The sequence below is a fragment of the Pseudorhizobium marinum genome, assembly GCF_000705355.1.
Classification (GTDB): Bacteria; Pseudomonadota; Alphaproteobacteria; order Rhizobiales; family Rhizobiaceae; genus Neorhizobium; species Neorhizobium pelagicum.
Genome location: NZ_JMQK01000005.1, coordinates 1 through 16780, shown reverse-complemented (window position 1 = coordinate 16780; position 16780 = coordinate 1). Strand labels below are relative to the sequence as shown.

Here is a 16780-nt window from a genome sequence, read left to right as displayed (position 1 = left end):
CGAAAACCGGTCCGAGCTTGGATTAAGCTGCTGCAGTCTTGCGATCCGAGCGCATGGAGCGGATCTGGATTAGGGTGTCCAGGTTCTGGTTGACGCGGCAGTAGAACTCCTCGTCGATGAACGGCCGCAGCATGAAGTCGTTGCCGCCGGCCTTCAGGAACCGGGCCGACAGCAGCCGGTTGGACGAGGACGACACGCCGATGATGCGCAGCTCGTGCGAGCCGCGAACGGAGCGGATGCGCCGCGTCAGTTCGAACCCGTCGATGTCCGGCATGTTGTAGTCGGTGACGACCAGACCGACGTCCGGATTGTTCTTCAGGATTTCCAGCGCCTTGGCGCCGCAATCGGCCGCACTGACCCGGAAGTTGAACCGCTTCAGACGGCTCGTCAGGAGCGCGCGCGCCGTCGCACTGTCGTCGACGATCAGCACGTGGTGGCGATGATTGGTGAGGAACCGGGCAACCGACTCCGCCAGCATGTCTACCGCAAAGATGTTGTCTTTGAGAATGTAGTCGACGATGTCCTTGGACAGCAGCTGATCGCGCATCCCCTCGTGGAAGGTGCCGGTAAAGACGATCGTCGGGATGCTGAGATCGATCAGATACTCCAGCGCCTCGCCATTCTCCGCGCCCGGCAGGTTGATGTTGGAAATCGCCAACGTCACCGGCTCCGGAGAGCGGTCATAGGCAAGCTGCAGCTCTTCGAAGTTGCGACAGACCTCGACCTCGATCCCGAACAGCTCCTTGAGGCGCGTTCCGATCATGGAGGTAAAGACGTTCGAATCTTCCGCAAGCAGAATGCGTGCATCTGCCAGAGATTGGCCGGAATACTGCATCCCGGATATGCCAAGGAAAGTCATGATACCCCTCAGTCGGTTACTGTCCCCTGCTGGTACAGTTACTCTCATGGCTTTGCAGAACCGTTAATGCAGCTGCTATCTCCTTGCGAAAACAAGAAAAGGCGGCCCAGAAGCCGCCTTTGAGGTAAATGGGGCGTTACTGCGATCAGGCCCTGAGCACGGCGTTATCCGGATCGAAGGGACTCTCCGGAACGACAGTTGCCGAATAGAGCTTGCCGAGGATCTTGATCTTCAGCCGGGTGCCGGCAGCAGAATATCCGGGCTGCACCATGGCAAGCGCGACGGACTTGCCGATCCGCCAGCCGAAGCCTCCGCTGGTGGCACGACCGATGAGCGCACCGCCCTCGTCGTAGATCGCCTCCGAACCCCGCGCGTCGACGTCCTCGTTGCCTTCCAGGATCAGCGTCACGAAGTTCCAGCGCAGCCCCTTCTCCTTGTAGGCCAGCATCGCTTCGCGCCCGAGGAACGGCTTCTCCGGGCGGATGAAGCGATCGAGCGCCGACTCGTAGGCATTGTATTCGATCGACAGTTCGCGCCCCATGTTGCGATAGGATTTCTCCACCGCCATGGCGCTCATTGCGCGGATCCCGAAGGGCTTGATACCGAACTCGGCACCCGCTTCCATCAGCCTGTCGAAGATATAGGCCTGCATCTCGATCGGATGATGCAGTTCCCAACCGAGCTCGCCGACGAAGTTGACCCGCAGCGCATGCGCCGTCGCGACGCCGACGGAGATCTTCTTTGCCGTCAGCCAGGGGAAATCCTTGCTGTCGAGGCTGGTGCGAGTGAGCTTGCGCAGCACATCGCGGGACTTCGGGCCGGCCAGCACCAGCACGCCGTATTTCTGCGTGATCGGCTGCAGTTGCACCGAACCGTCCGTCGGTGCCAGCCGGGCGAGCAGATCGTGATCATGAGCCTCGAGCCCGCCTGCCGAGACGAGGTAGAAGCGGTCGGGCGCCCATTCGTAGACGGTGAACTCGGCCTTCACACCGCCGGCGGGTGTCGGCAGGTGGCAGAGCGCGATGCGACCGCGCTTCTTCGGGATAGCATTGGCGAGGATCGAGTTCAGCCAATTGCGCGCGCCCGGTCCGCTCACCTCCATCTTCGCGAACGGCGACATGTCGAGCACGCCGACATTCTCGTGAACGTTCTTCACCTCGTTGCCGACATGCTCGAAGTAGTTGGAGCGCCGGAACGACCATTTCTCGACGATCCGGCCGTCGTCCAGCGGCGGGGCATGATTGTGATTGGTAATCACATCTGCGCCGACACCGAGCTGGTCCTCCGGAACCTCGTAACCCTGAGGGGCGTACCAGTTGGCTCTCTCCCAGCCATAGACCGAACCAAACACGCCGCCGAGCTTCTTGAGGCGATCGTAGATCGGCGTCGTCTTCAGCGGCCGGGCAGCCGAGCGCTCCTCGTCCGGGTAGTGCATGGTGAAGACGTTGGAATAGGCCTCCTCGTTCTTCGCAATTAGGTAGCCTTCCGTGGCGTAAGGACCGAAGCGGCGCGGATCGACACCCATCATGTCCACCGTGGGCTCGCCCGCGACGATCCATTCCGCAAGCTGCCAGCCGGCGCCGCCGGCGGCGGTGATGCCGAAGGAATGGCCTTCGTTGAGCCAGAAGTTCTTCAGCCCCGGCGCCGGTCCGACGATCGGGTTACCGTCGGGAGTATAGGCGATGGCGCCGTTGTAGACCTTCTTGATACCCACTTCGCCGAAGGCGGGAACCCGGACAATGGCAGCTTCGATGTGCGGCATCAGGCGATCGAGATCCTCCTGGAAGAGCTCGTATTCGCTTTCGTCCGAGGGGCCATCGACATAGCAGACGGGCGCGCCGACTTCGTAGGGGCCGAGAATCAGGCCGCCGGCCTCCTCACGCATGTACCAGGCACTGTCGGACTCGCGCAGGACGCCCATCTCGGGCAGCCCCTGGCGGCGGCGCTCCTGGATCGCCGGATGCGGTTCGGTCACGATGTACTGGTGCTCGACCGGGATGACAGGCACGTCGAGCCCCACCATCTCGCCCGTCTTGCGGGCGAAATTGCCGGTGCAGGAGATCACGTGTTCGGCGGTGATCTCGCCCTTGTCGGTGGTGATCTTCCAGAGACCGTCCGGCTGCTGTTCGATCGCGGTGACGGTGGTGTTGCGATAGATCGTGGCGCCGCGGTCGCGCGCGCCCTTTGCCAGTGCCTGCGTGAGATCAGCCGGCTGGATGTAACCATCGTCGGGATGCTGGATCGCGCCGAGCAGGCCATCGGTCTCGCAGAGCGGCCAGATCTCCTTCACCTGTTCCGGCGTCAGGACATTGACCGTCACGCCGATCGTCTCGGCGATCCCGGCGTAATACATGTATTCGTCCCAACGGTCCTTGGTGCGCGCCAGCCGGATGTTGGAGACCTTGGAGAAGCCGACGTTCATGCCGGTTTCTTCCTGCAGCTCCTCGTAGAATCGGACGGAATACTTGTGCAGCTGCCCGACCGAATAGGAGAGATTGAAGAGCGGCAGCAGCCCGGCCGCATGCCAGGTGGAGCCTGACGTCAGTTCCTTGCGCTCGATGAGAACACTGTCGGCCCAGCCCCTCTTGGCCAGATGGTAGAGCGTCGAAACGCCCACCACACCGCCTCCGACCACCACGGCACGCGCATGTGTCTTCATCGAAACGAACCCCTCGGAACAGCCGCCCTGTCGCAAGCGCGGCGCATGATCTGTTGCTTGCGGGACTATGCAATCCCGGACCGCCGACCAAACGCCTGATTACGACATGCGAAAAGCTTGCCGCGACGGCTCCCCTGGCGTCTCAGACACCGGCGCCATCCTGGATGAGATCGTCGCTCGCGCCGGGAGCCGGCTGACCGCTGCGACCTGGTCGCGGCAGGATCATGATATCCTGGCGCGCATAGGGGATCTCGATGCCCTCCAGTTCGAAGCGCTTCAGGATCGCGATCCGGACCTCGGCACGAATTCGGATCCCGTCGGAATAGTCCGCCAGGCAGAACCGAAGCTCGAAATCGAGAGACGATGCACCGAATGCCAGGAAATCCACATGCGGCTCCGGATTCTGGAGGGCATCCGGCACGGCCGTCGCAATCTCCAGCAGGATGGCAATCACCTTTTCCGGATCGGTGCCGTAGGCGACCGAAACCGGAATTTCCGACCGCTGAACCCTGTTCCGGTGCGTCCAGTTTCCGACAGGCGAATTGATGAGATCCGAGTTCGGGACGACGATCGATTGCTTGCGGAACGTCTCGATCTCGGTTGCGCGCACGGAAATGCGCTTGACGATCCCTTCAGTTGTTCCGGTCACGATATGATCGCCCACCTTGAAGGGCCGTTCGACGAGCAGGATCAGGCCCGAGACGAAGTTCGACACGATGTTCTGCAGCCCGAAACCAATACCGACCGACAGGGCAGAGGCGACGAGCGCGAGGCTGGACAGGTCGATGCCGGCGGCCGACACACCGACGATCACCGCAAGCCCGACGCCCAGATAGCCGATGCCGGTCTTGACGGAGTTGCGCACGCCCGCATCCACCTGGCTGCGGGCCATGACGTTGCCGTCGATCCACCTCTGCACCCAGCGGGTGACGATATAGCCGACCGCAAAGAGCAGTATCCCGCCGATGATCCCGACGAGCGAGATGGTGATGTTGCCGATCGTGATCGCGGTGAAGAACCGGTAGAACCAGGACTCGATGTCCGCGATCTGGAAACCCCAGGTGAGCAGGATCAGCGGCACGCCGATCATCAGGGCAAAGGCATAGATGGCTAGACCGGCGACGAGGCCAACCTGATCGAGCGTCACCTCACCCCATTTGAACCGCTCCGCCAGCCGCTCGCCGAGGGCCGTGCGTCCAAAGACCTCCTGCTTGGACACGGCCTTGCCGGTCAGCAGGCCGATATAGACCGTGACCAGCACGGCGCCCGTCAGGACGATCTGCGTCGAGATGAACCGTGCAAAGCCGATGTATCCCGCAATCACCGCAAACAGGAGCAGACCACCCATGAAACGCAGCAGAAGCGGCAGGAACCGTGGCCATGGCTTGCCCGTCGCCGCAGGGTCGCCGTCGGTGCTCATCACCGGACGCATGAAGGACAGCGCAATCAGCACGATCCCAATGATGGACGAGGCGATGACGCTCTTGGTGATGGTCAGAACCAGCGGCGAGTTGAGCGTCTCGCTGATCGTACCGAGGAGGTAGTCGAGGCCGTTGACCACGGCCATCAGGATGACGGCCCAGCCAATCAGCCGCGCTCCCTTGTCCGTCAGCCGCACCAGGCGCCAGTCCGGCTCGTCCGGAGCCAGAACCGCATGCGTCAGGCGTGACACGAAGTAGACGAACCAGATGAATCCGAAGAGCCCCGAGATGATCGGGGCCACATCGGGCCGCAGCACGCTGAAGCCTTCGAGGAGAAGATAGGATGCGGCAAGGAAGGCGGCCAGCGACATGGTGCGGATGACGGTCGACCAGAAGGCGACCGTCAGCCGCTTGAGATAGGAAGGTCGGCCCTCGCCGTTTTCCCGCCAGATGAAGCTTCCAAACAGCCGGTACCCTCCCGACAGGATGACCAGACCGACGACAAGCGACAGTCCGATGGCTCCAAACAGCGAGGGTGCCTTGAAGCGCCAGGCAAAGCTCAGCCAGCCGCCGATGGTGTTTCCGAGCCTGTCGACCTCAACGACGAGCGCCTCGCCGGCCTCGCTGAAAAGCGCCAGTGAAAGCTCCGTGTGCCGGAACAGCGTCTGGGTGAAGAGATTGCGGCGGATGGTGGTGATGCTATTGGCGAGGCGATCCGCCCCGCTGGAAAGGTTCTCCGCATCCTCGACGATCGCATTGATCTCGGCGCGCTCGTTGAGCAGGCGATTGCGTTCTTCCGTCACCAGCGGCGGTTCGGGCGGCTGACCGGCTGCCGGTGGCTCGCCGATGACATCGAGGCGACCCTGTATCTGCTGCACCCGGGTGGCGAGCGTATCGGAGGCCGCACGCATCTCGGCAAGGATCTCCTCGGCCTGGGCGCGCAGTTCCGCCAGACGCGCATCGTCGCTTGCATCCTGCTGCACGGCTGCACTGAAGGTGTCGAGCTGCTGCCGGATGGTGCCCAATTTCTCGCGCACCTCCGTATTGATCGAATCTACCGTAACGTCCACCGCAAGATCCTGTGCGGCCGCTGGAGCAGCAAGCATGGAGCTGCCGCCGAGCACCGAAAGGATTACCGCAGCGCGCGTTAGGATCGAAAGGAGGGTGGAGGTGAAATCGGCCATTCGGGTCTCGGACAGAGGAGAATCACACAGCGAAAGCTAGTTCCGCTTCACGACGAAAGGAAGGAAGACGGCCGCAGGAACAGAATATGGATGGAACCCTGGAACATTCTGCTGCGTTACCATGCGCAACCAACACAGAGGGTAAGGTTATGGAAGACGCAGGAATCGGCTGGATTGCAGCCATCATTATTGGCGGTGTCGCAGGCTGGCTCGCTGAACAGTTCATGAAGAGCAACATGGGCATCTTCATGAACATCTTGCTCGGCATCGTTGGTGCGATCATCGCCAATGCGTTGCTCGGCCTCATCGGCGTCAGCCTCGGCGGCTGGATCGGCTATCTGATCGCAGGCTTCATCGGTGCGTGCATCCTGATCGCCATTGGACGAATGTTCCGGCGTTAAAGACTGCCAACACCTAATTTAAAAACCGGCGCCGGGCTTGGATAGATATTCTAGCTCGGCGTCCGTCGTTTTGCGTCCCACGTAGGCGTTGCGATGCGGGAAGCGGCCGAACTCCCGGATCACGGCCAGGTGCCGTTCCGCATAGTCCAGATATTCGGCGTCCCCCAGAGCCTGAAACAACGCCACCGACCTTTGCTGATCTTCCAGCGCTTCCGAATGCTCGAACGGCAAGTAGACGAAGGCCCGGCGCTCGACGGCAATGGCCGCGTCGGCACCCGCGTCGACCGCAAGTCTCGCCTCTCGCAACGCCATCCAGTCGGTGGCAAAGGCGAGCGGTGTCGCCCGGTAGATGTTGCGCGGAAACTGATCCAGCACGATGATGGCCGCGAGCCGGTGCTCCGGCGTATCCCGCCACTGTTCCACCTCGCCGCGCGCCAGCGCCAGATGCGTGTCCCGGAAGCGCCGGTCGATCTCCCGATCGACGGTGTCGGAGGACTGGAACCACTGCTGCCGCGTCAGCCGTCCAAACCAGAAATCCAGTATTTCCTGTGGCGTCTCAAGTGTCATCGGAATTTCTCCTCAAGCGAGCCGCAGGGCCGCATAGTCCTTCCCGAGCGTACGGCAGAGAGCTTCGACCACGATGTTGTGATCCTCCCGCTGCGGCAGACCGGAAACCGTCACGGCTCCGATGCAGCCTGTCCCCTCGACGAAGATAGGAAAGCTGCCGCCGTGCGTCGCATAGTCCGCAGCCGTCAGCCCATATTTTTCTTCGATCGTCGTCTGCTGGTGCGAGAGTTTCAGCCCGATACCGTAGCTCGAGGTGAAGAAGCGGAGCGCCACCGCCCGCTTGCGCCGCACCCAGGAGGCATTGTCGGCGGTCGTTCCCGGCAGGGCGCAATAAAAGGCCGGCATGGCATGAAGATGAACGTCGATGGCAACCGCCAGTCCGCGTTCGATGGCCATGTTGCGCAGAAGCGAACCCAGCTCCCAGGCGGTGGCTGCATCGAAGCGGCTGAAGCGCAGGGCCTGCTCCTGCTCGGATATACGGGTAAGGTCCTGTTCGATCGTCAAGGGCGTCTCCTCTCAGTGCGGCTGCATTGATGACCAGTCTGAACAGGATGTAAAGGTCGCCGACCGGCCTCGCAGGCTTGCCGCTAGTTCTGCAGCAGCGAGTGAACGGCCGTCAGGACCGTATCGTGCTGGTAGGGCTTGGGCAGGAAAAAGGTTCGCGTCGGCAGCAGCATCGGATCCAGGCGGACGACGCCGGACGTGATGATGATCCCGATATGCGGTCGCAGGGCCCGCACCCGCTGCGCCAGCTGAATCCCGTCCATCGAGCCGGCCATGTTGACGTCGGTGAAGACGATATCGACGTCGGTCCGGTTGCGCAGCAGCACCATCGCCTCGTCTGCATTGGCGGCCTCGAGCACCACGTGACCGACTTCCTCCAGAGCATCGAGCATCGTGAAACGGATAAGCGGCTCATCCTCGACGATAAGCACGACGGCCTTTTGTGTGGACATGTTCAACTCCAGAGTCTCGATCACGGACGGGCAGCGCTGCAACCAGAACCAGGCCTGTGATGCTTTGCCGTCTACACGCTGGCGCGCCATATAGGCAAACCCGTCGGACTTAGCCACCCTCATTCACGGGATCAGCGGCAGTGAAGGCTGGAATAGCCGGAAATGTCGCGGATCCCGACGTCCTCGCCGCGCCGATTTGAGACAGTCCGCAGAAGTCTGCTCACCATCCCTTGCTTTTGGTCGAAGCGGATGTTGAACTTCGAACTCAGGACACGTTACCTCGCCTCAGCCGACCGCAGTCGGTCAGGGGCTCGCGGACCCCCCGCTCGCAAGAGCTGGTGAGCCCCGCCAACAACAACGAGGCGGCCCATGACGGACCACGACCACGACCATTCATCCTCGGTTCACGACTGGCGGGAGCATGGGGTCAAGGTCATTCCCGGAACGTCGCTCGACCCGAACACCGCCCAGACGCCCGGGATGAACCGCGCCACCGCCATCAACAACGCGCGGGCCGGCGCAGAGAAGATCTGGGCGGGCACCGTCACCATCCACGCGAATGCCAAGACCGGCGCCCACCACCACGGCGACCTCGAGAGCATCATCTACGTGGTGAAGGGCAAGGCCCGCATGCGTTGGGGGGACAAACTGGAGTATGTCGCCGAAGCAGGTCCCGGCGATTTCATCTACGTACCACCCTACGTGCCGCACCAGGAAATCAACGCCAGCCGTGACGAGACGCTGGAATGCGTCCTGGTGCGCTCCGGCCAGGAGCCGGTGGTGGTCAATCTCGACATCGAGCCGGTCGAAAAGCCCGAGGACGTTCTCTGGCAGGACCCGATCCACCGCTGACGCCTGTCACACGGTGCAGCCGCAGTGATCCGGACGTGGCGGAAAACTAACGGGCGACGATCGTCAGCCGGCCGTCCGCAGTCGTCTTCACCGCAATCTGCCGATAATCGAGAAGTGTCGGGTGCTGCGTGGCCAGCACATGCTGATGGGTGGCGGTGATCACCATGACGTCGGCGCCGGCCGCCTCGCCCGCCGTGACACCCGCCTGGACATCCTCGAACACGAGCATCTCCGAGGCGCTGGCGCCGATCCGCTCCGCACCGAGCAGGTAACCCTGCGGATCGGGCTTGCCGACCGAAACATCTTCCGCCGTCACCATGATCGTCGGCTGCGGAATGCCCGCTGCCGCAAGCCGTGCGCGGGCAAGGTCGATGGGTGCGGAGGTCACGATGGCCCACCGGTTCGGCGGCAGCGACGCCAGAAAATCCGCTGCGCCATCGATGGCGATCACGCCCTCGACATCCTCGATCTCGCCGCGCAGGATCTCCTCTGCCTCTGCGACCGGGTCGATGCCGGGCAGGTTGAGCCCCGAGATCGTGTCGATCCCGCGCTTTCCGTGCATCGTCGGCAGGAAGGCTTCGAGGTCGAGCCCTTGGCGCAGAGCCCAGCGGCCCCACACCCGCTCGGCGGCGGCAATCGAGTTCAGGATCGTGCCGTCCATGTCGAAGAGGAAGCCGGCGTAGCTTTTGATGAAATCAGGATGGGACAAGACGGTTCCGATCGGTCGCGCGGGTCTGAAGGTCGAGCCCCGGCTTACCGCCTGATCCGTCCGCCGACAAGCTTCCGTGTCGTCAGGACGCTGCCGCCGAAGCCTCGGCGTCCCGTCGCATCCGCGCCATCCACTCCGTTCCCGCCTGGATGCCGCCCAGCGGAAAGACATGAATCTGCTCGATCAGGCTCTGCGGGTGCTTCGTCTTGTAGGCGGCAAGATCCCCGAGCAGATCGGTTGGCTCGTAAGGGACCAGCAGCTTGCGCAGGTCAAGCGCCCGCTTCTGCAGCACCCCGAGCGACGGGCCGACGCCGCAGGCCATTGCGAATTTGATGAGGGTCTGGAGCTTGGTCGGGCCTGCAACACCGACATGGATCGGCAACGTGATGCCGGCCTCCGCCAGCCGCTCCGCCCATGCGATCACAGGCCTCGCCTCGAAGGCGAACTGGGTGACGATGGCCATCTCGGCATCGGTGCGCTCGGCATAGGCCTGCTTCCACCGCAGCGCCGCATCCACAAGCCGGCTGCCGCCATCCCTGTCGATGTCCTTGTTGCCCTCCGGATGGCCCGCGACATGCAGTCTTTGATATCCGAGGCGATCGAAGATCTCCGTCTCCAGCATGGCCATCGAACTGTCCAGTTCACCGGCCGGTTCGGAAACGCCGCCGCCCAGCAGCAGCGCCTGCGTGACACCCGCCTCCTCGCGATAGCGCCGCGCCCACGTCTCAAGCGTTGCCCGGTCCGGAATGATCCGCGCCGGAACATGCGGCATCGGCTGGAAACCCGCATCCGTCAACCGCCGCGCGGTCGCCACCATGTCGTCGATCGGCGTGTCATGGATGTGGGCGATATAGACCCGCGTCCCGGCGGGAAGCAGAGATCCGAAATCGTCGATCTTTGCCGCCGTCCGCGGCATCACCTCGATGGAGCATCCCCGCAGGAGATGCCACGGGTCGGTAGGCGCGGCAGAGGCCTCGTCCTTGCGCAAAAAACCAGTCATTCCCATGGCCTGTCCCTCGGCGTCCGCCATCACGGAAGCCTTGAATGAAGAGAGCGAAAGAATGGGCGGACGCCTGGAGGCGTCCGCCGCCGGTCTTCAGCCGGCGCGCTTGGTACGCCAGCTCTCGGCGTAGTTCTGACGCGCTTCGGCCGCATAAGGCGTCGGAGAGACACGAACCCGGATTTCCGCCTGCTTGTGGCGTTCCGTCGAGGTCTTCTGGCTGCCGCCGTTCGGCTCGCCCCATATCATCGTCAGGACGTCGCCTTCCTGGATGTCGGCATCGACGACACCGAGCGAGAGCATGCAGCGCTCGTTGTAGCTGTAGCCGTTGAACATCGACATGCCGACCATCTTGCCGTCGTGCATGACCATGTCGGCGCTCGTCGAGGCGTAGTTCGGCTGCGGGAAGTCGATCCACTTATAGTGGTCCTGGCCTGGCTGGAAGGCCGAGGCGATGACCTTGACGACGTCTTCGGCATTCCACTCGAAGGTGACCTTCTTGCGGTTCTTGGCATCCTTCAGCTTCTCGAGCGCCGGCTTGCCGATGAAGTCGGACTTCCAGCCGATGTAGAAGCCGTAGCCGAGTTCGAACGGATTGACGTAGTAGTCCTCGATGTTGCTGGACACGAAGCTGCCGCCGATCGCACCGGTTGCCTCATAGCTGTCGGCACCGAGCCAGTCGCGGTATTCCTTCATCATCCCGTCGCCGGTGTAGATGCCGGGCAGTGGCGACGGGATCCATCCCGATTCCAGCGTATTGGTCGAATAGGCGCGGCTTCCGACCTGGTGCAGATCGACGCCTGCCTCGCGTGCCGACTCCAGGATGACGCTGCGCACATATTCGAGGTCGGCGTGCGGACCCCAGATCTCGAGGCCCGGCGCACCGGCCATGCCGTGGCGGAGGGCCTGCACGCGCTTCGAACCCACATTGATCCAGTCGACGTGAAAGAACTTGATGTCCGATACCGGGCCGCCGTTCATCTTCTCGAAGATCTTCGGTGCATCCGGCCCCTGGATCTGGAAGCGGTAATGGGTGCGGTAGACGGCCTTGCCGTCCGGGCGCGACGGGGAACGCGGGTCACGGTGAAGACGAACGTTCCACTTGCCGATCGCCTGCTGGAACAGCACCCAGTTGGCGGTGGGCGCGCGCCCGACCAGGATGAACTTGTCCTGCCGCTCGCGGAAGATGATCATGTCGCCGATGACATGGCCGGCTGGCGTCACCGGAACGAAGTGCTTCGCCCGGTTGAGATCGAAATTGGCAAAGCTGTTGATGCCGACGTACTCGAGGAATTCCGCTGCCTGCGGGCCTTCCACGATCACCTCGTCCATGTGGTGCGACTGGTCGAACAGGACCGCGGATTCGCGCCAGGCGCGCTGCTCGTCGCGCCAGTTGGTGAACTCGGGTGCGACCACCGGGTATACATACATGCCCACGCGTGAGTTGCGCAGCATCTCCACGACGTTGCCGTTTGCATCAATAACGTCGGATAGACTGGATTTGATCACGTTCTCTCCTCCCTGAGATATGGTGTTGATGTATACATCAACCTATTTGTCAGCAAAACTCAAGGGGAAAGTGACCGGCGTTCGCCGGAAGGCGCGACTGCCGGCGGCTCCACGATCAGAGCTGGAGGAAGCGAGGTCAGCTGTTGAGAAGACCGAGACCGGGCACCCGCATGATCAGGTCCGGGTTTTCGAGAATGACATATTCCAGATTGCGGCGCGCGATGCGCGCGTGCTCGCGCGCAACGAACTCCGCACGCGTCCCCTCCCGCGACGAGATGGCCGAGACGAGCGCCCGATGCTGCTCCTGCGCCACATGCAGCGACTGCCGGAAGATGTCGATGTTGGTCTTGTCGGAGAGGAAGGCCGAGGGAGAAGCAAACGGCAGCCGCGTCGCCCGGTCGATCTCCCGCTGCAGGACGACGCTCCCGGCGAGGTTCACGAGGATGGCGTGGAACTGGGCATTGAGGTCGGAGTAGGCTTCGAAATCCACGTCGTCCGAGGATGCGCCAAAGCAGGAATCGAGGCGGGCGAGCACCCCCTGCATCTGCGCCAGGCCCTCAGGCGTCACGCCGCGTTCCGCCGCAAGCCGGGCTGCGGTGCCTTCCAGCACACCGCGCAGCTCGATTGCATCCAGAACATCAGCGAAGGTGAAGCTGCGCACGACGAAGCCGCCATTGGTCAGTCGGTCGAGCAGCCCCTCCTCTGCCAGCCGCGACATCGCCTCGCGGATCGGCGTGCGCGAGATCTGCAGGGTCTCGGCGAGTGGGACTTCGAAAAGCCGCGTGCCTCCCGGAAAGTCGCCGTTGAGAATGCGCTTGCGCAACTCCATCAGCGCCACTGCCGTGTGCGTTGTCCTCCCCGTGTCCTCCACTGCCAAGCCTATCATCTCCCACAAAACATGCCGCAATCTTATCGCGCCCATGTCCAGCCCCGCAAGCGAAACCGGAAATCTGTATACAGCCTCAACCATTTGACCTTCGCAGTCGCCGTTACCGCTCTCACACGCTCCGCTTCAAGGCCGGCCGCTTGCCATCCGCCGATGCAGCCCCATCTGGTTCAGGATCAAGGAGAAGTGCAGCATGAAAACATCAGCAATCACCCTTTCCGTCATCGGCCTGATCTGCCTCACCGCGGCGGGCTGTGTCAGTGAGGGCGGCCCCCGCACCGTCTATGATGCCGGCCCCCGCTATGACCGCATCGACAGGAGCGACCGAAACGACCGACGTCCCGACTATGAGCGTCGAGACCGCCGCGATTATCGCGACGACGACCGGCGCGGCGGAGACGGCCGATGGGATGGGCGCCGCGGGGATGATGACCGCAGAGAACGTACCGACCGCGACGATGGTGATCGTGACGGTCGCTGGATCATCCGCGACGGACGGCGGATCTGGGTACCGGAGCGCCGCTAGCAGCCACGCCGGATCACGACGCGCGCAAATAGACATGAATGAATGAACGAAAATAAAAACTGTGCGGCGGCGCTTGGCGACGCCGCACACCTCCTCCGCGTACTGATTGCGACAGGCGCATCAGAACGCCTGCTGGACAGCAGAGGTCGCAGCCAGGCCCTGCTTGGTGGCAGCTTCAACAACGTCAACAGGTAAGGAGATTTGGCGACCCCGGCAGGATTCGAACCTGCGACCGTTCGCTTAGAAGGCGAATGCTCTATCCAGCTGAGCTACGGGGTCAACCGGCGCCGGAGCACCAGCAGTGTCAGTGCGTCCAGGGCTGGATGCGGTTGTAACGGAAATTGTCGGTGTAGGAGAGCATCTGCCGCGCCACTTCCTTCGGCGCAATCACGCGGTATTCGATACCTTCGCGCTTGGCATAGGCTTCCGCCTGCTCCTGGCTCTCGAACGTCAGGCGAACCTGCTGGCGCATGTCGGACGAGGAGGTGTAACCGAGGACGGGATCGATGCTGCGCGGCGCTTCCTGATCGAATTCCAGAACCCAGAGATGGGTCTTGGCCTTGCCGGACTGCATGGCGTTCTTGGCAGGACGATAGATCTTGGCGGACATTCGCGACGGCGCTCCCTGAATGGACCGGAATTGTGGCCGCATCCGGCAACGTGGTCGGAGTGGAGAGATTCGAACTCCCGACCCTCTGGTCCCAAACCAGATGCGCTACCAGGCTGCGCTACACTCCGTATTCACGTTGACCAGCGAGATACACGCTTACCCCCTGGCCTGCAACAGCAAAATCGAACCGCAGGACGAAAGGTTCCGCCGTTACCGTCCTGCCTCGATGCGCGGGCTGATGACCCGGTCGCCCGAGGTGATGCCCAGAGCGTCGGCGCGCCCGCCGTTCAGCTCCAGCACGTAGCTCACAGGACCGCGGGAATCGATGATGGCTTGCGAGAAAGGCACTGCCATCTCGTGAATATGCGAGATCGTTCCGTCCTTCTGGATGAACAGCATGTCGAGCGGCAACGGCGTGTTCTGCATCCACATGGAGACGGGGCGCGTGTCGTCGAAATCAAACAGCATGCCGTGGTCGGGCGGCATGCTCTCGCGATGCATCAGGCCCTGCGACCGCTGCTCCGGCGTCAGCGCCAGCTCGACATCGAAGGCATGCCGCTTGCCGTCCTGGGTCTCGATGACCAGCTCCTCCCGGTCGAACTGCAACTGCGCCGAGGCAACACTCGCCAGAAGCACAAAAAGCGCCGCAAGGGCGCCTTTTCGGAAGAAGGACATGGCTGTTCTCATCATCAGTGAGCCCGGCTGACCGGATTCGGGTTGTCGGGGTGAATCTCCGCCGCCATCAGCCCCTTGTCCCCCGGGCCGAAGCGCACCAGCACCACCTGACCCGGTCTCAGCTCGGTCAGGCCGAAGCGGCGCAGCGTTTCCATGTGGATGAAGATGTCTTCCGTTCCCTCGCCGCGCGTCAGGAAGCCGAAGCCCTTGGTGCGGTTGAACCACTTGACCAATACCCGCTCCAGACCGCTGGTCGGAGTCACCTGGACATGGGTCCGGATCGGCGGCATCTGCGAGGGATGAACGGCTGTCGACTGATCCATCGACAGGATCCGGAACGCCTGATAGCCCCGCTCCCGCCGCTGGATAAGCGCGACGATGCGCGTGCCCTCCAGGATGGTCTGGTATCCGTCACGCCTCAGGCAGGTGACGTGCAGCAGCACGTCCTGCATGCCGTTGTCGGGAATGATGAAGCCGAACCCCTTGGCCACGTCGAACCATTTTACGACACCGGTAATCTCAATCAGATCGACAGGCTCGCCAGCGAGATCCTCGATCTCGTCAACACCTTTCGATGACAGTCTGTCAGCCATGTCTGTCGGCCCCTTGATTACGCGCTACTGAGTCGGTTAACTGATTCTGAAGAGTAGATTAACATCCTGCTAACCGTCCAGCGCAAGCCCCCGCTCTGGATTTATCCGGGCCATTTCTATGTTCCATGCCTTGCCCGTGGCTGGTGCTTGAACACATATACGAGCCGGAACAGGAGATCTCCACTGATGCGCTATCTACACACCATGGTCCGCGTGAAGGACCTCGACGCCTCGATGCGATTCTACACCGATCTGATGGGACTGCAGGAAGTCCGCAGGATCGAAAACGACAAGGGGCGGTTCACGCTCATCTTCCTGGCTGCGCCGGAAGACGCCGAGGCGGCAAAGTCACTGAAGGCCCCATGCGTTGAACTGACCTACAACTGGGACCCGGAAGACTATACCGGTGGCCGCAACTTCGGGCACCTCGCCTACGAGGTCGACGACATCTACGCCTTCTGCCGCAATCTGATGGACAATGGCGTCACCATCAACCGCCCGCCGCGCGACGGCAACATGGCCTTCGTCCGGTCGCCGGATGGCATCTCCATCGAGATCCTGCAGAAGGGCGCGGCCCTTGCACCGACGGAACCCTGGTCGTCGATGGAAAATACCGGCAGCTGGTAAGCCCTGTCGCCCGACCGGCTTGCTCTCGCAGGCCGGTCGGGGCACCCTTGTCCGGCGATTCGCAAGCGAGCCGGATGGGAAGAAGAATGCCGAACAGATGGCAGAATAAGCGGCGCTTCGGTGCGCTCCTTGCCTTGAGTTTGGCGATCGTCAGCCTTTCCGGCTGCGCCACCAGCGGCAAGTCCGACGGCGACACGGTGGCAGCGGACGGCGCGGAGCCCGAACCCTCCGCGAAAGACCTCCTTGCCAAAGGTGGCACCACTGCCTCCAACCGTTATGTCGACCCCGCCCTCGTCTCCTCGGCCTCGGTCGCAGAGGACGCCTCGACGCCTGACGCCTATGGCGTGCCGGCGCAGGAAGCACCGGATCTGGCAGGCGCGGTGTCTCAGCCGACGGGCATCCGTGCCGGCAGCGTCAGCATCTTCTCCGCGCCGGCCCCGGTGATGGGCGATGCGACGATGTCCGGAACAGTTCCCGCCCATGCTGCGCCCGGTCGCGTCAACGCTACCGCCGGCAGCGTCTTCAGTGCTCCGCCCGCCGCAGCCGCCTATGACGGCGCCGGCTGCGGGACGGCTGCCGACGGAACTCCATTAAGCTGCTGATTCCTATTCGCTAATCTCGATTATCCACACCGAGATGATGCTGTCATTTTTTTGCAGAAATTGCCACATTCACGCTTGCGGGTTGGAAATCACCCCTCTATAAGAGCGCTCACCGCACGCGCCCTTCGTCTATCGGTTAGGACG

18 protein-coding genes and 2 tRNA genes are annotated in these 16780 nt (G+C 62.6%); 5 read left to right on the top strand and 15 right to left on the bottom strand.

The window, feature by feature from the left end:
* Positions 1-22: 22 nt before the first annotated feature.
* The 3 genes from EO99_RS0107545 to EO99_RS0107535 all read right to left on the bottom strand — a co-directional run bounded on the left by EO99_RS0107545 (position 23) and on the right by EO99_RS0107535 (position 6123).
* Entirely contained in the window at positions 23-859 is an 837-nt protein-coding gene (locus EO99_RS0107545; RefSeq protein WP_029618036.1) for a response regulator, read from the bottom strand.
* A 145-nt stretch (positions 860-1004) separates the two neighbouring features.
* Complete coding sequence (locus EO99_RS0107540) at positions 1005-3518, bottom strand: GcvT family protein (RefSeq protein WP_029618035.1); 2514 nt, start codon at positions 3516-3518, stop codon at positions 1005-1007.
* Between the two features lie 142 nt (positions 3519-3660).
* Positions 3661-6123 carry a mechanosensitive ion channel family protein gene (locus EO99_RS0107535; RefSeq protein ID WP_051679752.1) on the bottom strand — a complete coding sequence of 821 codons (2463 nt, stop codon included), beginning with the start codon at positions 6121-6123 and terminating at the stop codon, positions 3661-3663.
* A 149-nt stretch (positions 6124-6272) separates the two neighbouring features.
* On the opposite strand from EO99_RS0107535, the gene EO99_RS0107530 reads away from it, so the two are divergent.
* Positions 6273-6524: a GlsB/YeaQ/YmgE family stress response membrane protein gene (locus tag EO99_RS0107530; protein WP_029618033.1), complete on the top strand. Its 252-nt coding sequence runs from the start codon at positions 6273-6275 to the stop codon at positions 6522-6524.
* A gap of 18 nt (positions 6525-6542) precedes the next feature.
* Here the strand turns inward: EO99_RS0107530 and EO99_RS0107525 are convergent, their stop codons facing one another.
* The 3 genes from EO99_RS0107525 to EO99_RS0107515 all read right to left on the bottom strand — a co-directional run bounded on the left by EO99_RS0107525 (position 6543) and on the right by EO99_RS0107515 (position 8047).
* On the bottom strand, positions 6543-7091 hold the full coding sequence (locus EO99_RS0107525; protein ID WP_029618032.1) for a DUF924 family protein: 549 nt from the start codon (positions 7089-7091) through the stop codon (positions 6543-6545).
* 12 nt (positions 7092-7103) lie between these two features.
* A complete protein-coding gene (locus EO99_RS0107520) occupies positions 7104-7595 on the bottom strand; it encodes a heme-degrading domain-containing protein (protein WP_029618031.1) in 492 nt (163 codons plus the stop codon).
* An 83-nt stretch (positions 7596-7678) separates the two neighbouring features.
* The gene (locus EO99_RS0107515) at positions 7679-8047 is read right to left on the bottom strand and encodes a response regulator (RefSeq protein WP_029618030.1); all 369 of its coding nucleotides are present in this window, start codon (positions 8045-8047) and stop codon (positions 7679-7681) included.
* 369 nt (positions 8048-8416) lie between these two features.
* On the opposite strand from EO99_RS0107515, the gene EO99_RS0107510 reads away from it, so the two are divergent.
* Positions 8417-8899, top strand: coding sequence for a cupin domain-containing protein (locus EO99_RS0107510; RefSeq protein WP_029618029.1), 483 nt, complete (start codon positions 8417-8419; stop codon positions 8897-8899).
* Between the two features lie 46 nt (positions 8900-8945).
* On the opposite strand, the gene EO99_RS0107505 is transcribed toward EO99_RS0107510, so the two are convergent.
* The 4 genes from EO99_RS0107505 to EO99_RS0107490 all read right to left on the bottom strand — a co-directional run bounded on the left by EO99_RS0107505 (position 8946) and on the right by EO99_RS0107490 (position 13003).
* The gene (locus EO99_RS0107505; protein WP_029618028.1) at positions 8946-9608 is read right to left on the bottom strand and encodes an HAD-IA family hydrolase; all 663 of its coding nucleotides are present in this window, start codon (positions 9606-9608) and stop codon (positions 8946-8948) included.
* An 82-nt stretch (positions 9609-9690) separates the two neighbouring features.
* On the bottom strand, positions 9691-10608 hold the full coding sequence (locus EO99_RS0107500) for a methylenetetrahydrofolate reductase (protein WP_210165074.1): 918 nt from the start codon (positions 10606-10608) through the stop codon (positions 9691-9693).
* A 96-nt stretch (positions 10609-10704) separates the two neighbouring features.
* Positions 10705-12117 carry a vanillate/3-O-methylgallate O-demethylase gene (ligM, locus tag EO99_RS0107495; RefSeq protein WP_029618026.1) on the bottom strand — a complete coding sequence of 471 codons (1413 nt, stop codon included), beginning with the start codon at positions 12115-12117 and terminating at the stop codon, positions 10705-10707.
* Positions 12118-12253: 136 nt separating this feature from the next.
* Positions 12254-13003 (bottom strand): GntR family transcriptional regulator, encoded by a 750-nt coding sequence (locus EO99_RS0107490; RefSeq protein WP_051679780.1) that lies wholly within the window; start codon positions 13001-13003, stop codon positions 12254-12256.
* A 193-nt stretch (positions 13004-13196) separates the two neighbouring features.
* On the opposite strand from EO99_RS0107490, the gene EO99_RS0107480 reads away from it, so the two are divergent.
* Positions 13197-13529: a hypothetical protein gene (locus EO99_RS0107480; protein WP_156034677.1), complete on the top strand. Its 333-nt coding sequence runs from the start codon at positions 13197-13199 to the stop codon at positions 13527-13529.
* Positions 13530-13731: 202 nt separating this feature from the next.
* Here EO99_RS0107480 and EO99_RS0107470 read toward each other — a convergent pair.
* The 5 genes from EO99_RS0107470 to EO99_RS0107450 form a co-directional block, all read right to left on the bottom strand.
* Positions 13732-13808, bottom strand: a tRNA-Arg gene (locus EO99_RS0107470).
* A 25-nt stretch (positions 13809-13833) separates the two neighbouring features.
* A complete protein-coding gene (locus EO99_RS0107465) occupies positions 13834-14139 on the bottom strand; it encodes an ETC complex I subunit (RefSeq protein ID WP_029618023.1) in 306 nt (101 codons plus the stop codon).
* 51 nt (positions 14140-14190) lie between these two features.
* A tRNA-Pro gene (locus EO99_RS0107460) sits at positions 14191-14267 on the bottom strand.
* 82 nt (positions 14268-14349) lie between these two features.
* Positions 14350-14814, bottom strand: a complete 465-nt coding sequence (locus tag EO99_RS0107455) for a DUF192 domain-containing protein (RefSeq protein ID WP_235776783.1) — start codon at positions 14812-14814, stop codon at positions 14350-14352.
* Positions 14815-14828: 14 nt separating this feature from the next.
* A complete protein-coding gene (locus EO99_RS0107450) occupies positions 14829-15407 on the bottom strand; it encodes a cold-shock protein (RefSeq protein ID WP_029618021.1) in 579 nt (192 codons plus the stop codon).
* 186 nt (positions 15408-15593) lie between these two features.
* Between EO99_RS0107450 and EO99_RS0107445 the strand changes: the two genes are divergently transcribed.
* Both EO99_RS0107445 and EO99_RS0107440 read left to right on the top strand, forming a co-directional pair.
* Positions 15594-16034: a VOC family protein gene (locus tag EO99_RS0107445; RefSeq protein ID WP_029618020.1), complete on the top strand. Its 441-nt coding sequence runs from the start codon at positions 15594-15596 to the stop codon at positions 16032-16034.
* An 86-nt stretch (positions 16035-16120) separates the two neighbouring features.
* Positions 16121-16636, top strand: coding sequence for a hypothetical protein (locus EO99_RS0107440; protein ID WP_029618019.1), 516 nt, complete (start codon positions 16121-16123; stop codon positions 16634-16636).
* Positions 16637-16780: the final 144 nt, after the last annotated feature.

Coding starts and splice junctions, on each gene's coding strand:
- EO99_RS0107545 (WP_029618036.1), bottom strand. CDS start 859: ATGACTTTCCTTGGCATATCCGGGATGCAGTATTCCGGCCAATCTCTG.
- EO99_RS0107540 (WP_029618035.1), bottom strand. CDS start 3,518: ATGAAGACACATGCGCGTGCCGTGGTGGTCGGAGGCGGTGTGGTGGGC.
- EO99_RS0107535 (WP_051679752.1), bottom strand. CDS start 6,123: ATGGCCGATTTCACCTCCACCCTCCTTTCGATCCTAACGCGCGCTGCG.
- EO99_RS0107530 (WP_029618033.1), top strand. CDS start 6,273: ATGGAAGACGCAGGAATCGGCTGGATTGCAGCCATCATTATTGGCGGT.
- EO99_RS0107525 (WP_029618032.1), bottom strand. CDS start 7,091: ATGACACTTGAGACGCCACAGGAAATACTGGATTTCTGGTTTGGACGG.
- EO99_RS0107515 (WP_029618030.1), bottom strand. CDS start 8,047: ATGTCCACACAAAAGGCCGTCGTGCTTATCGTCGAGGATGAGCCGCTT.
- EO99_RS0107510 (WP_029618029.1), top strand. CDS start 8,417: ATGACGGACCACGACCACGACCATTCATCCTCGGTTCACGACTGGCGG.
- EO99_RS0107500 (WP_210165074.1), bottom strand. CDS start 10,608: ATGACTGGTTTTTTGCGCAAGGACGAGGCCTCTGCCGCGCCTACCGAC.
- EO99_RS0107490 (WP_051679780.1), bottom strand. CDS start 13,003: ATGATAGGCTTGGCAGTGGAGGACACGGGGAGGACAACGCACACGGCA.
- EO99_RS0107480 (WP_156034677.1), top strand. CDS start 13,197: ATGAAAACATCAGCAATCACCCTTTCCGTCATCGGCCTGATCTGCCTC.
- EO99_RS0107465 (WP_029618023.1), bottom strand. CDS start 14,139: ATGTCCGCCAAGATCTATCGTCCTGCCAAGAACGCCATGCAGTCCGGC.
- EO99_RS0107455 (WP_235776783.1), bottom strand. CDS start 14,814: ATGTCCTTCTTCCGAAAAGGCGCCCTTGCGGCGCTTTTTGTGCTTCTG.
- EO99_RS0107450 (WP_029618021.1), bottom strand. CDS start 15,407: ATGGCTGACAGACTGTCATCGAAAGGTGTTGACGAGATCGAGGATCTC.
- EO99_RS0107445 (WP_029618020.1), top strand. CDS start 15,594: ATGCGCTATCTACACACCATGGTCCGCGTGAAGGACCTCGACGCCTCG.
- EO99_RS0107440 (WP_029618019.1), top strand. CDS start 16,121: ATGCCGAACAGATGGCAGAATAAGCGGCGCTTCGGTGCGCTCCTTGCC.